13 protein-coding genes are annotated in these 18,491 nt (G+C 56.8%); 9 read left to right on the plus strand and 4 right to left on the minus strand.

The genetic code is table 11. From position 1 onward, the window contains the following. The first annotated feature begins 28 nt into the window (after positions 1–28). The 5 genes from SYN7336_RS05725 to SYN7336_RS05745 all read left to right on the plus strand — a co-directional run bounded on the left by SYN7336_RS05725 (position 29) and on the right by SYN7336_RS05745 (position 8,172). A complete protein-coding gene (locus tag SYN7336_RS05725) occupies positions 29–478 on the plus strand; it encodes a hypothetical protein (RefSeq protein ID WP_017324972.1) in 450 nt (149 codons plus the stop codon). Between the two features lie 409 nt (positions 479–887). Continuing rightward, positions 888–2,969, plus strand: a complete 2,082-nt coding sequence (locus SYN7336_RS05730) for a glycoside hydrolase family 9 protein (RefSeq protein ID WP_017324973.1) — start codon at positions 888–890, stop codon at positions 2,967–2,969. A gap of 92 nt (positions 2,970–3,061) precedes the next feature. Further along, positions 3,062–5,161, plus strand: a complete 2,100-nt coding sequence (locus SYN7336_RS05735; RefSeq protein WP_017324974.1) for a M3 family metallopeptidase — start codon at positions 3,062–3,064, stop codon at positions 5,159–5,161. 35 nt (positions 5,162–5,196) lie between these two features. Then, positions 5,197–6,900, plus strand: a complete 1,704-nt coding sequence (locus tag SYN7336_RS05740) for a DUF1800 domain-containing protein (RefSeq protein ID WP_017324975.1) — start codon at positions 5,197–5,199, stop codon at positions 6,898–6,900. Between the two features lie 36 nt (positions 6,901–6,936). Next, the gene (locus tag SYN7336_RS05745) at positions 6,937–8,172 is read left to right on the plus strand and encodes a DUF1501 domain-containing protein (RefSeq protein WP_026100732.1); all 1,236 of its coding nucleotides are present in this window, start codon (positions 6,937–6,939) and stop codon (positions 8,170–8,172) included. A gap of 71 nt (positions 8,173–8,243) precedes the next feature. Here the strand turns inward: SYN7336_RS05745 and SYN7336_RS05750 are convergent, their stop codons facing one another. Continuing rightward, complete coding sequence (locus tag SYN7336_RS05750; protein ID WP_017324977.1) at positions 8,244–9,803, minus strand: photosystem II high light acclimation radical SAM protein; 1,560 nt, start codon at positions 9,801–9,803, stop codon at positions 8,244–8,246. A 249-nt stretch (positions 9,804–10,052) separates the two neighbouring features. Here SYN7336_RS05750 and SYN7336_RS05755 point away from each other — a divergent pair, with 249 nt between their 5' ends. After that, positions 10,053–10,925: a cell division protein FtsQ/DivIB gene (locus tag SYN7336_RS05755; protein ID WP_017324978.1), complete on the plus strand. Its 873-nt coding sequence runs from the start codon at positions 10,053–10,055 to the stop codon at positions 10,923–10,925. Between the two features lie 23 nt (positions 10,926–10,948). Here SYN7336_RS05755 and SYN7336_RS05760 read toward each other — a convergent pair whose 3' ends face one another. Continuing rightward, positions 10,949–13,213, minus strand: coding sequence for a polysaccharide deacetylase family protein (locus SYN7336_RS05760; protein WP_227498605.1), 2,265 nt, complete (start codon positions 13,211–13,213; stop codon positions 10,949–10,951). 440 nt (positions 13,214–13,653) lie between these two features. On the opposite strand from SYN7336_RS05760, the gene SYN7336_RS05770 reads away from it, so the two are divergent. Next, complete coding sequence (locus SYN7336_RS05770) at positions 13,654–14,508, plus strand: metallophosphoesterase (protein WP_017324981.1); 855 nt, start codon at positions 13,654–13,656, stop codon at positions 14,506–14,508. A gap of 114 nt (positions 14,509–14,622) precedes the next feature. Here the strand turns inward: SYN7336_RS05770 and SYN7336_RS05775 are convergent, their stop codons facing one another. Both SYN7336_RS05775 and rplS read right to left on the minus strand, forming a co-directional pair. Then, the gene (locus SYN7336_RS05775) at positions 14,623–15,006 is read right to left on the minus strand and encodes a hypothetical protein (protein ID WP_156820043.1); all 384 of its coding nucleotides are present in this window, start codon (positions 15,004–15,006) and stop codon (positions 14,623–14,625) included. Between the two features lie 184 nt (positions 15,007–15,190). Next, the gene (rplS, locus tag SYN7336_RS05780) at positions 15,191–15,556 is read right to left on the minus strand and encodes a 50S ribosomal protein L19 (RefSeq protein ID WP_017324983.1); all 366 of its coding nucleotides are present in this window, start codon (positions 15,554–15,556) and stop codon (positions 15,191–15,193) included. A gap of 156 nt (positions 15,557–15,712) precedes the next feature. Between rplS and SYN7336_RS05785 the strand changes: the two genes are divergently transcribed. Continuing rightward, positions 15,713–17,041 carry an FAD-binding oxidoreductase gene (locus SYN7336_RS05785; protein WP_026100734.1) on the plus strand — a complete coding sequence of 443 codons (1,329 nt, stop codon included), beginning with the start codon at positions 15,713–15,715 and terminating at the stop codon, positions 17,039–17,041. A 17-nt stretch (positions 17,042–17,058) separates the two neighbouring features. Then, on the plus strand, positions 17,059–18,396 hold the full coding sequence (locus tag SYN7336_RS05790; protein WP_017324985.1) for a (Fe-S)-binding protein: 1,338 nt from the start codon (positions 17,059–17,061) through the stop codon (positions 18,394–18,396). Positions 18,397–18,491 lie beyond the last annotated feature (95 nt).

An 18,491-nucleotide genomic window follows, 5' to 3' on the forward strand; every position in this document is an offset into this window, starting at 1 on the left:
CCGACAGGCGTGTTGTCAAAGGTGTGTCATGACTGAAGAGCAGCAATCTCAAAACAATATTATTCTCAGCAATCACCGTACGGTGCTAGATTACCGCACAAACCAGCAGTATTCCGAAGCGGTGGACAACGCCACCGCCTATGTGGCAGGTGCAATCGATTTTGTCGCCTACGCCATCTATGCCGGGGCTCAACTCAGTGTCCAAGCTGCGCGGGCCCTGCAAACGATAGGAGCCAGAGCATTTGTTCTCGGCCAACGAGCGAACGAATTTTACTACGACAAAGGGCTGGACCAAAAGGTCAAACAGCTCGCCAGTGCTACCAAAGCCAAAATTAGCGAATATCGCGATGCCAGTCCCGCTGTCATGAGCGAGCCCGAACTCGGTCTAGACTCCGAGCTCGATCTGGAGCCTGAAGTGTTTGCATCCTCCTCCCGCTCGGTAGAAGAAGAGGAAGAAGAGCTAGCTCCTTCCGCCTGAGGTCTACCTCTGGCTTTCAAGCGATAAGCGATTGCCTCAACCTCCCTCAAGTGCTGTATCCGCGTAATTGTCGAGTACAGCACTTTTTGTGTCGGGGAAATAGGCGGGGGAAAGACTCATTTATGACGTCGAAAATGCGATCGTCAGTCGGCTCGATCTAGACAAAAAGTTCGATACATAAAGTCCGATACAGACACTTCAATGTTATTGAGGGCGATCGCCCTCACTTTAAGGTTTGTTAAATTATGTGCCCCTTAAGTGGTTTCTCAGAGGACAAATACTACCTCAGAAGATAACTTGTTGAAGTATATGATGTCTTGCGATGTTGAGGTCGATCGTTGGCCTTTCTATTGCACGACTCGTAATTTTGCATGCTTCACCTATCTCCTATTTAAGGGGGATTTAACCCATGGCAAATATCGATGCCAAATTGACAATTATTGGTGACTGGAAAAACACTTTCACCGCAGAACTAACGGTTGCCAACTTAGACAGTATTGACTATACCGATTGGTCATTTAGTTTTCGTGCCCCTTACGAGCTGGTCAATATTTGGAATGGGGCGGAAATTGTCAGCGTCACCCAAGAGGGAGGCGAGTACGTTTACGTGGTGCAGGGCCTGGGAGATGAAACCACGCTAGCCGCCAACGGACAGATTAACTTTCGCTTTAAAGCGAACGGACAGCCCAGCCTTCCCACCGATACCAACCTTGCGATCGATTCGACCGATGCGATCGAGCTCGGTTTCGCCGCGACCCAAGCATGGAACAGCGGATATAACGCCAAGATTAGCCTCAGCAATACTGGCTCTGAACCCGTCGAACAGTGGGAATTGACCTTCACGACAACCTCGCGAATCACCAAAATCTGGAGTGCTGAAATCCTCAGCGAAACGGTTGCGAACGGAATCTATACCTACGTCGTCGGCAATGCCCCGGACTGGAACGACAGCATTGCCCCAGGCGATCCGGCAACCTTTGGCTTTACCGCTGAGGGGGCTCCCGTCGAGCCCATTTCCTATGACGTGGGAGTTAGCGACAGCACTATCGCTGCGAGTGGTACGGACTACGGCGCACTCGACACTCCTTTCGGTGCGACAGACTACTCGACGGCTTTAGGTCTGTCCATGAGTTTCTATTACGCTCAGCGATCGGGTGATTTGCCCGACGATAACCCGATCGCCTGGCGCGGCGATTCTGCTCTCGACGATGGCTCGGATGTGGGGCTCGACCTGAGTGGCGGTTGGTACGATGCGGGCGACCACGTCAAGTTCCACTTTCCGGCAGCCTTTACCACCACAGTGCTGGCTTGGGGCGCTCTCGAATTTGAAGCTGGCTACAGCCAATCTGGCGCGAACGACGAGCTGCTCGACCACTTAGCTTGGTCGACAGACTATCTGCTGCGCACTGTCGTCCTCGACGGGCAGGGAGACGTAGCCTGGATTGCGGGCCAAGTGGGGGATGGCAATATCGATCACGCTTACTGGGGAGCACCCGAAACCCTCACAACCGAACGACCCACCTACGTCATCGATCGCCAAAATCCCGGTTCGGACTTAGCAGGGGAGATGGCAGCTTCTCTGGCGGCCTCGTCCATCGCCTTTCGCCAAGCAGGAAATATTGCCTATGCCGATCGCCTGCTGGAAACGGCGATCGCCGTTTACGAGTTTGCCGAAACCTACTTAGGCAGATATTCTGACTCCATTCCCGATGCAGCTCAGTTTTACAACTCTTTTAGCGGCTATCGAGACGAGCTGGCTTGGGGCGCGACATGGCTGTACGAGGCAACGGGCGACAGCAGCTACCTCGCCAAGGCCGAGGGATACTACCAACCCCCCAGCCTCTACTTTGCCTGGGATAACAAAACTGCAGGCACAGCACAATTGCTCTATCAAATTACGGGCAGCGATCGATACCGGCAGGGAATTGACAGCTATCTCAATCAATGGATCTTTGACTTGCCTCGCACGCCCGGTACTGCGACGAATGCGGGCCTCGCTTGGCTGGATGGTTTCGGCTCCAATCGTTACGCGGCCAATGCTGCATTTCTAGCCACTGTCCATGCCAGTACTTTGGACGATCTCGATATCCAGGCCAATCGAGTGGGGGATTTGGTCGAGTTTGCCAGCGATCAAATCGACTACGTGCTGGGGGTCAACCCCGACAACCAGAGCTTTGTGGTGGGCTTTGGCGAGAACGATCCCACGAACGTTCACCATCGGGCAGCCTCGGGCACCACAGATGTGAACGATCCCAGTCCCAATCTCTACGACATTAATGGCGGACTCGTGGGGGGACCAGATGTGAATGGCAACTATAGCGACGTGCGCTCGAATTTCGTTCAAAATGAAGTGGCGCTCGACTATAACGCAGGTTTCTCGGGGGCACTGGCGGGGCTTCACGAATACGTTGCCTTCGGCAATGATTTTGCCCCCGACACGGCCAGTTCCTCGATACAGTCTGACTCGCTATTGGGTCTGGCAACTGCGTAAGATCGCGCCCCGATCGTGCAGGAGGCGTCCCAATCTCTGCGTATGTTAACGATCGAGCATCGAAACACTGTTCGCAAACCCCGGTTGAATCTATGGTTGCCACTCCCACCCGCACCGACAATCCTCTCCTCATCGGTCGAGGACTGCCCCCCTTCGATCGCATTCAGCCCGAGCACGTCGTCCCCGGCATCAGCCAACTGCTCGAACAACTGCAGGCGGAGCTGGCAGAACTGGAGCAAGCCGTAGAGCCCACCTGGGCAGGGCTGGTGGAACCCCTCGATCGCCTCAGCGATCGCCTCAACTGGAGTTGGGGCATTGTCGGTCACCTCATGGGGGTGAAAAACAGCCCCGAACTGCGGGCAGCCTTTGAAACCGTTCAACCCCAAGTGGTTCAGTTCTATACTCGCCTCGGTCAAAGCAAGCCCCTCTATCTCGCGTTCAAAGCCCTGCGCGACAGCGACACCTGGACCACTCTTGACAACGCTCAACATCGCATTGTGGAAGCCTCCATCCTGCAAGCGGAGCTGGCCGGTGTGGGCCTCGAAGGGGAACCACAACAGCGCTTCAACGATATTCAAATGGAGCTGGCCAAACTCTCCACCGACTTTTCCAACCACGTCCTCGACGCCACCAAAGCCTTCAGTCTCACCCTCGCCACCCCAGAGGAGGTGGGTGGCTTGCCCCCCAGCCTACTCAGCCTCGCCGCCCAAGCCGCCCGCGCAGCAGGTGAAGAAAATGCTTCCCCCGAGACCGGCCCCTGGCGCATCACCCTCGACTTTCCCAGCTTCGGCCCATTCCTCAAATACAGCACCCGCCGCGATCTGCGCGAAACCGTCTACAAAGCCTATATCACCCGCGCCTCCAGTGGCGAGCTAGACAACAGCGCCCTCATCGATCGCATTCTGGAACTGCGCCGCGAACAGGCTCAACTGCTGGGCTTTAACAGCTACGCCGAGCTCAGCCTCGCCAGCAAAATGGCACCTTCCGTCGAAGCTGTGGGCGAGCTGCTGGAGGAATTGCGTGTCGCCAGCTACGATGCCGCCGTGCAGGATTTGGCCGACCTCAAAGCCTTCGCGGCCTCTAAAGGGGCTCCAGAAGCAGAGGCGCTCGTGCAGTGGGACATTAGTTTTTGGGCAGAACGGCTGCGGGAGGATAAGTTTGCCTTCAACGCTGAAGAACTGCGCCCCTATTTCCCACTGCCGCAAGTGTTGAACGGATTGTTCCAGTTATGCGAACGCATCTTCGATATTTCCATTACTGCTGCTGACGGCACTGCCCCTGTCTGGCATCCCGACGTGCGCTACTTTGAAATCTCCCGAGCGGGAGAGGCGATCGCCCACTTCTACCTCGACCCCTACAGTCGCCCAGCCGAAAAGCGAGGCGGTGCCTGGATGGGAGAATGCATCAATCGAGCCAAGCTCGTGGTGGATGGCAAATCTGCGACTCGGCTGCCGGTGGCCTATCTCACCTGCAATCAGACCCCACCCGTGGACGATAAGCCCAGCCTGATGACCTTCATGGAAGTTCTCACCCTGTTCCACGAGTTCGGTCACGGCTTGCAGCACATGCTCACCACCGTTGACTATCCCGCTGCGGCGGGCATCAACAATGTGGAATGGGATGCGGTGGAGTTACCCAGCCAGTTTATGGAGAACTGGTGCTATCACCGCCAGACTCTCTTCGGCATGGCCAAGCATTACGAAACGGGGGAAACCCTGCCAGAACACTATTACGACAAGCTCTTGGCGGCTCGCACCTATCGCAGTGGCTCCCAAATGCTGCGCCAGCTCAATTTCAGCATGGTGGATCTGGAACTGCACCATCGTTACAACCCCAAGGGGGACGAAACCGTCGCGGACGTGCGCGATCGCATTGCCAAAGTTGCCACCATCCTGCCCCCTTTGCCCGAAGATGCCTTTTTGTGTTCCTTCAGCCATATCTTCGCCGGGGGATACGCAGCAGGCTATTACAGCTACAAATGGGCGGAGGTGCTCAGTGCCGATGCCTTTTCGGCGTTTGAAGAGGCGGGCTTAGATGACGATCGGGCGATCGCCGAGACGGGTCGCCGCTTCCGCGATACAGTCCTCGCTCTGGGGGGCGGCCAGCATCCGCTCGAGGTGTTCGAAGCTTTTAGAGGTCGCGAGCCCAAAACTGAAGCATTGTTGCGTCACAGTGGGCTGTGGGCTGCGTAAGAGATCGGTGTCCCAATCGGAAAGAGACTACTGACATGAAAGGTTGGCTCGATCGCATTCACCGGCAACACATCCGCAGGCAAGGATTAAATCCGTTCGGACGCCCCAGACTGGAGGGTCGCCACCGCAGGCGATCGCTCGGTTTTCTCATCGGTTTTCTGCTGGCTTGCGCCACCCTGCTGAGCTGGCATCCAGCCACGAGTGCCCCTGCCAGCGCGATCGCCAGTAATATTGCTGCCACCGATGCCAATCTCATTCATCTACTGGGCCGCACCAGCTTTGGCCTCGCGCCAGGAGACTTAGAGCGAGTCAAAGCGATGGGAATCTCTGCCTACCTGCAAGAGCAACTGCACCCCGAAGCGATCGCCCTACCGCCAGCCCTCAGCGAACGACTGGCAGCCGCCAGCATTCCCACCGTCAATGCCGTGCGACCCGGCTCTGACGCCGAGACTTCAGACATGCCAACCAGGTCGACAGCAAAATCCCTGCGCCCCCCTGGCTCGACACTCGATCGAGCCCGTCGCGTACGACTGCTGCACTCCATCGCCAGCCCCCGTCAACTGGAAGCTGTCCTCGTCGATTTTTGGTTCAACCACTTCAATGTCTTCTGTTGCGGCACCGGCGGTCAGTTTCGGGAGAAATACTGGCTGATGTCCTACGAAGGCGATGCCATCCGTCCCCACGTGCTGGGCCGCTTTCGAGACATGCTCGGAGCCACCGCCCACCATCCCGCCATGCTGTTCTATTTAGACAACTGGCAAAACACCGCTCCTAACAGCTTCGGTGCCAGCAATCGCTTCAGCGGCATCAACGAGAACTACGCCCGCGAACTGATGGAACTCCACACCTTGGGAATAGAGGGTGGCTACCAGCAAGAAGATGTAGAAACACTGGCTCAGATTTTAACGGGCTGGGGAGTGGTCGGAACTCCTAACAGTTTGCGACGGAGAGGATCGGTAGCACAACAGGCGGTTTCTAACTTTCTGGGGCAACAACAGTCAGAACGGCAACATTCCACCTCGGCCGTTGCGGCTGACGATCGCTGGGCAGCCTTTGGCTTTGAGTTTGACTACAGCCGCCACGACAGCAGCGATAAAGTGTTCTTGGGAACCGCGATCGCGGGTGGAGGCATGGAAGAGGGTGAACTGGCCCTAGACCTGTTGGCTCGCCATCCCGCCACCGCCCGCCACATTAGCTACAAGCTGGCCCAATATTTCGTCGCCGACGACCCTCCTACTCGCCTAGTGGATGCCCTCTCCCAGCATTTCCTCGCTACAGATGGCGATCTGCGAGCCGTCGTCGAAACCCTGCTGGATAGCCCGGAATTTTGGGCGGCAGAATACCGGGGTCGCAAGTTTAAACCCCCCTACCAATTCGTTATTTCCTCCCTGCGAGCGGTTGGGGCTAACAGCGGCAATCCGTTTCCCCGCACGAACAACGGTGCAGGAGTCAACCAAGCTCTCAATCGCATGAATATGCCCCTCTATGGCTGCCGCATCCCCACCGGCTACTCCAACCTCGAAAGCGACTGGCTCAGCTCCGATGCCCTGTTGGCCCGTACCCACTTCGCCGCCAATCTCAGTCGCCCCCAATCCCGCTACGGTTACGATCCCGCCTCGGCGATCGCCAGAACTGTCTTGCCCCAGCTTGCCGCTGACACTGCCGCCACTATCGCCAGCAACCCCCCAGAACTGCAGCCCACCTTGATGCTGGGCAGTCCCGAGATGATGTATCGCTAAGTTGGCTCGACAGGAGCCTTGCAGGAGGATGTTCCCGTGAAACGCCGTTCTTTTCTAGGCCGCAGTGCCACCTTTGCCGCCAGTAGTTTAGCAACGTTGGGGCTGTCGGGCTGGTGGCTGCGACAGCCCGCCCGCGCCGCTAGCAGCCGCAGCTTGTTGGTCGTGTTCCTGCGAGGGGGAGCGGATTCTCTCAATGTTCTCGTCCCCTACGGCGACCCGGCCTATTACAGCTTGCGTCCCACGATCGCGATCGCACCACCCCGTCGCACCAACAGCCAAACGGATGGCGCGATCGCTCTAACCGAAGGATTTGGCCTCCATCCCGCCCTCGCCGATTTGCTCCCGCTCTGGCAGCAGGGACAACTCAGTTTCGTACCTGCCTGCGGTCTGCGACCGGCCTCGCGATCGCATTTCAAAGCCCAAGACGATCTCGAAGTGGGCAGCCCCGATAGTAAGGCGATCGCCGATGGTTGGATGAATCGGTTGTTGGGGCAACTGAGTGACGGTTCTGTAGTGCAGGGGGTGAACTTTGGCGGTCCAACGCCGTTGATTATGCGCGGGCGGCAATCGGTCAGTAATTTTCCCCTCAGGACAGCCACCGATGCGCCCAATCGACGCCAGGTGGAACTCGCCGATGCATTCTCTCAGCTCTACCAGGGGGCCGATACCTTGGGGCAGGCTTACCGAGAGGGGCGGGAAGCCCAGGCACTGCTGACCGATGCCTTGCAGCGGGAGATGGTGGAGTCGGGGAGGGGCGCGCCGTCGAGCCGGACCTTTGCCGATCGCGGCCATCAGTTGGGGCAACTGCTAGCAGCGGAGGTGGGCACGCAGGTGGCGTTTTTGTCAGTGGGGGGCTGGGATACCCACGTCAGCCAAGGCGGTCGCGCGGGGCGCTTGGCAGATCAGTTAGAGAATTTGGGGCGGGGGCTAGCGGCGTTGCGAGAGGGGCTGGGCTCGGCCTTGGCAACAACAGCGATCGTGGTGATGTCGGAGTTCGGGCGGACGGCGGCAGAAAATGGCAATCGCGGTACGGATCACGGTACGGCAGGATTGTTGTGGGTCTTGGGGGGTGGCTTCAATGGCGGACACGTATTTGGGACTTGGCCGGGGTTGGGGGAGTCGCAGTTATATCAGGGTCGGGATCTGGCGGTGACAACGGATATTCGGGACGCGATCGCCTCGGTCTTGGCGGCTCAATTTCAGCTCGATCGCACTCAGCTATCCGAAATTTTTCCCGGTCATTCATTCACTGCTCGCTTGCCGCTGGTGTAAATCTGCAGAACGTCAGTTCGACAGAGCCATCGAACTCACAGGTTGCAGAAGAGTTTGAATCCCTGCGAACTTCAAGAAACAAACGTGCCAGCCAATGGTGCAGAAATCGCCTCCTCCAACTCCGCAACCCCCAACCGCTGCTCCAAAATAGCCATCACTTCGCGGCCAAAATCATCGGGATTGCGATCCCAAGCTTGCAAACACACCTCCCCAAAGAAACTGCCCATCGGCTCGGGGTTCCACAACAATTTGCGGGCAGTCCAAGGCATCATGCTCATGGGGTCGTAACCCTCGTTTAAAATTCCCTGTTTGATGGCATAACTCTCCAGATGCGTGTGGGGCTGCAGGCCAATAAAGAAAATTGCCGGTTCGACATTGTGCCGGCCAAAGATGCTTTCCAGTTCGCGATGGTAGCGAATCGTTTGGCGGATGGTCTCCTCCCGCTCGTCAATCACATTGAAGGAATAGTTGACAGACACCAGATCGTCAAAGCCCGCATCTCTGAGATAGCGACAACTTTCCAACACCGTGCGCAGGTTGTAGCCCATGCGCATCTTGCGCACCAACTCCTGAGACCCACTCGTGATGCCGATCTCGAAATAGTTCATCCCCGTCTTCACCATCAAATCTGCCAGTTCGGGGGTGAGGTTGTCGGCACGAATGTAGGCAGCCCAATGAATATCGGTCATACCTGCAGCGAGAATTTTCTGCAACAGTTCCACCGCATCGGCAATATATCGACGGGCAGGAATGAATTGGGCATCGGTAAACCAGAAATTGCGCACCCCCCGCCGGTAGAGCTGCAGCATCTCTCGCACCACTTCATCTGCAGGGTTGATGCGAACTTTTTTGCCTTCAATCACCGTGTAGATGCAATAGCAGCAGTTATGGGGACAGCCGCGCTTCGTCTGCACCCCGATATAAAAGTCACCCCCCTCGAAATAATAGGAAAATTCAGGCCAAATGCTTTCGATATAGTCATAATTACAGGCGGTTTTCTCGATATCGCGCGGCGGCTCGTGAACTAAACCGGGACGGGGATCGGCTTCACCCACAACGTAACAGCGTTCGCTATCAAGGCTCTCGCTGCGAATGACCTTTTCTAGCAGGGGTTCCCCTTCGCCCACCGAAACGATCGTGCCTGTGGGGAGGGAGGTCTTCAGTTGCTCGTAGAAAACACTCACCGCTCCCCCCCCCAGAACGGCTTTCGCTGCGGGATTGTAGTGGCGAGCCCGCTCGGTCCCCTGCTCGACCAAACTTTGATTCCGCCACAGCTCGCCGTAGTAAGCTGTCACCAGTTTGAGACTGCCGAAAGCGCTGCGGATTTTTTTGATCGGGTTTTTAGCGTAGTAAAACTCGAAGGCATTTTGTAGGGGATTGCCAGCCCGCCCGTTCACAGGTGCATACACCTGCAGATCCCGCCAAGAATAGACCAATAGGTCCGGCTGGAACTCGTCAATTTTTTCAAAGAGTTTGGTGCGGAAATCGAGCGGCGGGAAGGTACCCATATCGAAGATGCGCTGATCGATCGCGGGAAATTGTTTGTGGATGTGGTCGGCGAGGTAAACCGCTCCAATGGGGAAGATGGGGTTGCAAGGAAGGCGGACGTAGAGAATCTTTTGAATGTCCATAGAACCTGTGGGGAGCTAAGGCGAGTTTACGTATCTTCACTTTAATTGATTTTTTCCTGAGTCTTGCCAGTCCGAGCCCTTTAGCAAGCGAGTGCTCTCGAGGCTGCGTCCCTGCTCAATTCCAGCTCGAAGTGTAGAATTGCTTAGATTGATGGCAATTTCTCGCTAAATTGCCCAGTTGCAGTGTTAGGAATCATCATTCGGTTTGGCTGAGGCGATCGCCCGATCGCGGCTGAACCCACAGATATCATGGCTGATGCAGAGTCGAACAAACGATCTCGCTATCGAGAGCGCCGCCAGCGGTTGCGACAGCAGCAACGGCAGCGGCGGGTCGCGCGGCTGTGGCGGTTTGCCCTGACAGCGAGCTTATTGGGGGGAGCCATCTATGCGACGCAACTGCCCAATTGGCAAATTCGCACTGCCGAACGGGTTGAAATTGAGGGGAACGAATTGCTCGCCGATGGCGATCTGCGCGCGACCTTGCCCCAGGCATGGCCTCTCTATATCTGGCAAATCGAGCCCAGTTTGCTGGAAACTGCCCTACTGCAACATCCACTCTTGCGAGCGGTCCGCGTCCGTCGCCAATTGCTGCCGCCTCGCATTCGGGCTTGGGTATCAGAACGGCAGCCAGCCGCCCAAAGTGACTTTGAAGGGACACCAGGGTTCATCGATACCGAGGGACACTGGGTGGCGCGATCGTATTTGCCGGGGGGACGGCTGCCGCAGGATTGGCCGACATTGCGGGTATTGGGGGTGAAAGCCCATTCAGAAACCGATTGGGCGGAGTTGCTCTATGTGGTGCGTCGCAGTCCGGTGGACATTGCCGAAGTGGACTGGCGATCGCCTGAAAACCTCATCATGTCAACGGAATTGGGCACCGTCCATTTTGGTCCCACCTTCGGCAGCTTGCCTGAGGGCGAGCGAGGCAGTTCCGCCTTTGCCCTGCGCCTCGCAGAGCAGTTGCGAGTGCTCGATCGGATGCGCAACCTCTATAGCGAGTGCGATTGCACTCCCGAAGACATCGATCGCATCGATCTCTCCCGCCCCGACTCCCCCACCTTTGAACTGACAGAAGCAGCCGCGAGCGCCAGATTTACAACTGAAGAAGCAGACTCTGAGTGACACTAACAATCGCCAATGTAACGCTAAGGATTGCGCGAGAGATCTCTACTCCTCTCGCGTCGTCCCGGCAGATCTGTATCCACCAATACTGGCGAGGGTAGCTCCCCGACCGCATTCAGCACCGATCGCAGCGCCCTGCCATCAATCGACGTTCCTCGCAACGGTTCGGCAGCCAAGGTCTCCCCCTCAAAGGTCTCCCCCTCAGTGGAAGCCAGCCAAACTCTAGAGGGCGCTGCAGGCAAATAGGGCTCGATCGCCGCCACCACCTCATTGCCATACACTCCATCTGCCCCCGAAGGTAGCGGATTGGGCTCCCCCTGCGCGATCGCCACCATCTCCAATCCCCGCTGCAGGGCATACACTGCCGCGCCGCGATCGCCTTTTTCCAAAGTGTTCCTCCCTGCCAAGATCGACTGCAAGACCTGTTGGGTTGCAAACTGAGACTCTTCCGGTACAGCTTTGACTAAGCGGGTGAGGGGATCGCGATCGGGTGGGTTTAACTGCAGCTTGTAAAGGTCGTACAGCATAATGGCATGAGGAACCGGACGACTGGGCTGTTCGGCAGTGGCGTGTCCCGTCGCCAGCACCTCCCCTTCGTAAACCAACGAACTGCTAAATCCCGAGTCCAGCAACACAGCTTCTCGTACGCCAAGCTTTGGCAAAATTTGCGCCAGTTTGAGGCTGTAGATGTGGGTATCGGTAACGCCCACAATGATTTGATTGTCTTCATCCACACCAAAGAACACGCGCGGACGAGCCTCAGCCGCACTCGATAGATTGAACGATTCCAGCTCCGACAGAGACAGTGCCTCGCCATCCTTCACCAACCACAACCCCGCCACAAACAAATCGGTGACATCCGGCATCAACTGCTCGATGTCTGCCTGGGTATTCATGACATCGGGATGGAAAGGCACGAAGGCTAGACGATCGCGCCCGAACAACACCAGCGGACGCCCTCGAATCGCCCGATTATCGCGATCGCGACCGGGAACGAAAGCATGATTGTTGGCGGCCATCACCGGCCCCACCATGACGTTGCTGGAGGCATAAATCCAGGGCAGCGAAAAGAAACTGCCGTTAATGCCAGCAGTAGCGTGATAGCGATCGATCAATGTCCCCACGTTGTAGCGGGCATCTGCATGCACTGTAGCCGCTCGCCCCCCCCGCATCGCGAACAAATGCACGTTATCGACGGTCTCTTCCGACAGTGTGACTGGAGCGGTTACATCTAGGTCGTAAGTGTGTAACTCCCCCCGAGGCACCGTCCGCGTGCCAATCAGTGCCTCGGTGAGTCGGAACTGGTTGAAGCGGCGGACTTCGAGCAGATTCGGAGACTGGCCGACATAGCCAGAATCCATTGTGATCGCCATCGCGAACCCGGCATCTTTCACCACTTGCATGACCCGCTCGTCGCGGTTGCCTGAAGGGTAAGCGAACTGCAAGACGGGATGGCCGAGTTGCTCCTCCAAAACCCGCTTCGATTCAAACACTTCTCGATGCAGTTTCTCGTCGTCCAATAACCGCAGATCTTCAGGGTGATTGATGGTGTGAGCTGCCATCGTCACCAAGCCACTCGCCTCCATTTCCCGCATTTGGTCCCAGGTAAAGTGATCTTTACTGGTGGGAACTCCGACAAATCCCGTTTGGATGTAGAAGGCGGCGGGATAGTTAAATTCCTGCAGGAGGGGGTAGGCATTTTCGTACTGACCCAAATAGGCATCGTCAAAGGTCAGCAGAATCGGTTTTTCGGGTAGATTTGTGCCGTTGCGCAGGTGATCGTACAGCGCATCGATACTGATGGGGGTGGCTCCGGCAGCTCGAATGGCCTCAAAATCTCGCCGCAGATCGGCAAGCGTATGGTCGAACCACACTTGCTTTGTCCCGACCACAACATCGTGGTACATGATCGCGGGCACGTAAGACTGCTTGGCCCAAGGGTGGAGAGCATAGGGGTCGGCGGGATTGGCCACCGGTAGAGGGCTGAGGGTGGTAGTGTCGGCGGGATCGGAGATCGCCGCCACGGGACCGCCTTCGCTGTCTACAATCGCTGTCGAATCGGCAGATTCAGACTCCACGATAGCGGGGCGATCGCCCAGACGGCCCACCCCCCAGCTCGCCCCCCACCAGGCAATGGCAGCCCCTGCCATCAACCCAATCAGAACAATCAATAGCAGCAGAAAGCGGCGCGGTCGGGGGCTAGCCGCAGGATGTCGATACCCCGATGCACGAGGGGGAACAGCACGACGAGAGGAATGGCGGGACGGTTGGGGCTGCCGTGGGGGCATGGGAAGACCAAAATGCTACACAGAACCCGCCGCAGACAGGTTCCGAGAGTCAGAGTAGCACTAGAGCCTTAAGAAGCGATAAATCGTTAACAACGTTAGTTCGACAAGTATCTATCCCCATCCTCTACTTCCCTCGCAAAGCATGGCATCAGCCGTAACTGCAGGGGCAGGAAAACAAAGCCTAACAAGGAATCGCGGCCCCTCTCCCCGCTCAAGTCGAAGCAAAGTTTGACAATACGCTTGAAACAAAGCCCAACAAGGAATCGCGGCCCCTCTCCCCTCTCCCCGGGGAGAGGGGCCGGGGGTGAGGGCCAGAGCTATCGAACTCAGGTTGAACAATTGGCAGCGAGCAATCGACAACTGCAGATCGTCAATCCCAAGCAGCGATCGCCCTCGAACAGCCACAATGGTCTCGGCAAGCACTGGCAGAATCTGGGCTGATGGTGGGATTGTACAAACGAGTGCGCCGGGTGGCGATCGCCTTGCTGCTCTTGGCGATCGCGGTAGCTGCCTACGCGATCGAGATCGAGCCCAACTGGGCTAAAGTGAACCACATCTCCGTCCAATTGCCCCATCTCGACACCGAATTTCAGGGCTATCGCATCGTTCACATCAGCGATATTCATCTGGGTCGCGATCGCAAAGGGGGCATGCCTATCCGCCGCTTGCATCGCTTTATCGATCGCGTCAACCAACTGGACCCCGATCTAGTGGCGATTACCGGCGATTTTTTCTCCCGCACCCCCTCTGTCGACGCAAGCGCACTCCAGTTGGAACTGCAGCGGCTGCAAGCGCGCGATCGGGTGGTGGCGGTGCTGGGCAACCACGACCACTGGTTCGACCCCCAAAGCGTGCGAACAGTGTTGAGCAATGCTGGTGTATTGGAACTCAATAACCGCGTCTATACCCTCAATCGCAATGGAGCGCTGCTCAATCTTGCCGGCGTCGACGATGTATGGCAACAAGCCGACGATCTCGACCGCGTCCTCAGTCTCTTGCCCCCCACAGGTGCATCTATCTTGCTCGTCCACGAGCCCGACTTTGCCGATACCAGTGCCGCCGCCGATCGGTTTGACCTGCAACTATCGGGCCATTCCCACGGCGGTCAAATTCGCTTGCCCTTCTTACCGCCACTGAAATTGCCCTATTTGGCAGTGAAATATCCTGAAGGAATGTATCGCTTGGGAGACATGCAGCTCTATACCAATGTGGGCTTGGGCACGATCGCTCTGCCCGCAAGATTGTTCTGTCGCCCCGAAATTACCGCATTCACGCTGGTAGCTGAAGCCTCGTGAGTTGAAATGAAAAACAGAAAGCGACAGCCCATACGGGCTGCCGCTCGCTAGTTTATCTGAACGCAAATAGACAGATAAGACGATGTTAGGCCCAGTCCGCCCGAATTCTGTCGGCTAATTAGTCACATTACGCAAAGATTCAATCCGCTCTTGGAACCGAGTTTGACGCATTTCTTGGAGGTGTTCGAGCTCCTCTTCTACCATGGACAGCATGGCTTCAGACATGGCAGCAATTTCGGGATCTTCAGAAGTTGTGCCCAACAGGGAAACCTCAGCCATTTCCATCATCGATTCAATCAGGCTATCCAGCACGGCCAAATTGAAGTCTGCCGCCTGAATGCCATTGCGCGAGGTACCGGCAGCTTCGAGCATTTGCAAGCGCTCCAAGATATCAGCCCGAGCGGGCTCCACAGAAGCAAAAAATGTAGCGGAGCCAATGGCGATCGCAGCCGCTAGGCCGCTCGTCGCAATGGGGCGAATAGCGCGAAAAATACTCACAAACACCTCTCCTATTGGTTAGTGGATTCGGCTGCTCTAAGGCAGTGTTCGGAATTCACACAAGCCGTCGGCAAATTCAATGAGGACCATCCTATGACGATACATAATGATGAGAACTGATTCACATCATTTTCATGGAATCTTGATCTGAATCTTTTTATCTGAATCTTTAGCTCGATTCCAATTATTCAGGTTTGCGATCGAAGCGCTGCTTGATGCGGGTGGCTTTACCGATGCGATCGCGCAGGTAGTACAACTTGGCTCGACGCACCTTGCCGCGACGCAGCACCTTGACAGATTCGATACGAGGGGAATGGATGAGAAAGACTCGCTCCACACCCACCCCCTGAAAAATTTTGCGCACCGTAATGGTTTCATTAATGCCGCCATTGCGCATGGCAATCACAGTACCTTCGTAGGGCTGCACCCGCTCTTTGCCCCCTTCGCGAATGCGAACGCCCACTTTAACGGTGTCGCCCACATAGATGGTGGGCAAATTATCTTTGGTCTGCTCGGCTTCGATGGAGCGGATGATTTCCTGGGCGTGCATGGATCGTCTCAAATTGCGCAGAACCTCACTATATCACGCTGGTTTCTCCTGCAACCCCGATCTCCAACATTGCCGCTGCAGGAACTGGACTCGGTTGCCATTTGCAGGGATGCTGAAAGCAATTTGAAGCAGTATTTGAGGCAAAGGAGTTTTGGATTGACTGCGGCGGAGGCGATCGCCACTCAACTGGAGCGCGTCGTCGGTACCGATCGTGTCCGGCGGTGGGAGGCATTGGATATCGGCCTACGGGCAAATCTGGCTGCTGCGACTGCAGAGGGAGTTATTGCAGTCGCTTATCCCTCCACAATCCAAGCATTGTCAGAACTCGTAACACTCGCCCATCGCGATCGCTTTGCCATGCTCCCATTTGGCAGCGGTAGCAAATTGAGTTGGGGGGGCTCGGCCAAAGCCACAATTGCCATCTCTACGGCGCACCTCAATCGCATCGTCGAACATGCTGTTGGGGATCTCACCCTCACTGCCGAAGCGGGCACGACCCTTTCAAACCTGCGAGCCCTCTTATCCCCTCACCAGCAGCAACTGGGGCTCGATCCAGCCTATGCCGACATCGCCACCTTGGGCGGTGCGATCGCGACTGCAGATACAGGCTCTCTCAGACAGCGATATGGCAGCGTGCGGGACATGCTGTTGGGGGTGACCTTCGTACGCCATGACGGCCAGGTGGTCAAAGCGGGCGGTCGGGTGGTCAAGAACGTCGCAGGCTACGATTTGATGAAATTGCTGGCGGGCTCTTACGGCACTCTCGGCATCTCGGCACAGCTAACGCTGCGAGTCTATCCACAGCCGGAACAGTCGCGATCGCTCTTACTCGTGGGTTCGACAGCGGCGATCGCGGCCTTAGCGCGACAACTGCGCTGCTCCAGCCTGACTCCAACGGCGATCGATCTCCTCTCTGCCTCGATTGTCAAAGCCTTAGGACATCCCTCAGCCACGGGCTTGTTGGTGCAGTTTCAGAGCATTCCCAGCAGCATTGACGCCCAAATAGAACAGGTGCTGAATTGGGCACGAGCCCTGAAGTTATCCTCCGAGCTTGCCTCTGACGCCGATGAAACCCACCTGTGGGCCACTGTCCGCCAAGCTCTGCACCTAGATGTGCCCGCTTCCCCAGATGAGTTAGGCACTTTGATTGCCTGCAAGTTCGGCATTTTGCCGAGCCGAGCGGGAGAGCTCGTGGCCCGCCTAGAATCGCTGGCGGCTGCCCGTGCCCGCATTCACGCCAGTAGCGGTATCGGTTGGCTACATCTCGATCGCGAGGCGATCGCCCCCGACACTCTGCGAGACCTGCGCTCTTTTTGCCAAGCCAACGGCGGCTATCTCAGCATCCTGCAAGCGCCGCGATCGTTCGAACAACAGCTCGATATCTGGGGCTATGCTGAGGGCAGCCTTGCCCTCATGCAGGCGATCGCCCATCGCTTCGACCCCCACGCCTTGCTCAGCCCCAACCGCCTGTTCCAGCGCGACTAAAATTTTCCGATATTCCCATGCAGACGCAAAATCCTTCGGCTTCTTCCTCCTCCCGAGGCTTTGACGATCTCCATCCCCCCGATCCGAGCGTCATTAACTCCTGCGTTCACTGTGGCTTTTGCTTGGCCACCTGTCCCAGCTATCGCGTCTTGGGAACCGAAATGGATTCTCCGCGCGGTCGCATCTACTTGATGGATGCCCTCAATAGAGGAGAAATCGAACTTACCCCCGATGTGGTCAAGCACTTCGATTCTTGCTTGGGCTGTTTGGCCTGTGTGAGCACCTGTCCGTCGGGGGTGCGCTACGACGAGCTGCTGGCAGACATGCGCGCCCAAGTGACTCGCCACCACCCTCGCTCCCTGCCAGACAAACTGTTGCGCGACCTTACTTTTAAGCTGTTTCCCTATCCCGATCGCCTGCGACTGCTGTTGCGTCCACTGAAACTGGCTCAAAACCTGGGATTGAGGGCGCTCGTGCGCAACTCGGGCTTACTGAAACGCCTATCGCCACAATTGGCCAGCATGGAATGTATCCTGCCCGCCATCCCTGCCAATGCGTTTCGCGACGATTTCCCCGAGGTTCTGCCCGCGCGAGGGCAAAAGCGGTTTCGAGTGGGTCTGGTGCTCGGTTGCGTACAGCGGGTGTTATTCGCCGATGTCAACCATGCCACTGCCCGAGTGCTGACTGCCAATGGTTGCGAAGTGGTCGTACCGAAGTCTCAGGGTTGCTGCGCCGCCCTGCCCTATCATCAAGGGGAAGAGGCACAGGCCCGAGCCCTAGCTCGCCAGACGATCGATAGCTTCGCCGATCTGGAGTTGGATGCGATCGTCATCAATGCAGCCGGGTGCGGTCACACCCTCAAAGAATATGGCCGTATTCTGCGGGACGATCCTGATTACGTCCGCCGGGGGGAAGAGTTCTCTAGCAAAGTGAAGGACGTACACGAATTTTTAGCGGAAGTGGGGCTGGCGAGCAAACTTCACCCCCTACAAGACAAACCCCTCACCTTGGTCTATCAAGATGCCTGCCACCTGTTACACGGTCAAGGCATCAGCGCTCAACCTCGCCAACTGCTGCGCCAAATTCCTGGCGTCACGGTGCGCAATCCCGCTGACGCGGCCCTCTGCTGCGGCAGTGCTGGTGTCTACAACATTCTGCAACCGGATACTGCAGATGAATTGGGTCGCATGAAAGTCGAAACTTTACTCGCCACCGGAGCAGACGCGATCGCCTCTCCCAATCCCGGCTGTGCGTTGCAAATTCAAAAGCACCTCCAGCAGCAGGGGCAATCTGTGCCAGTCTTTCACCCCATCCAACTGCTAGATCGATCGATGCGGGGGGAACAGTTCCCTTAGACCAAAGGGAGATATGCAGCGATCGATTTCAACTCCAGATCGCCTCTCTTTACTAATCTTCAAACAACACCTACGTTATTTCACCGAAACAGCGG

This window comes from Synechococcus sp. PCC 7336 (assembly GCF_000332275.1).
Lineage (GTDB): Bacteria > Cyanobacteriota > Cyanobacteriia > Thermostichales > PCC-7336 > PCC-7336.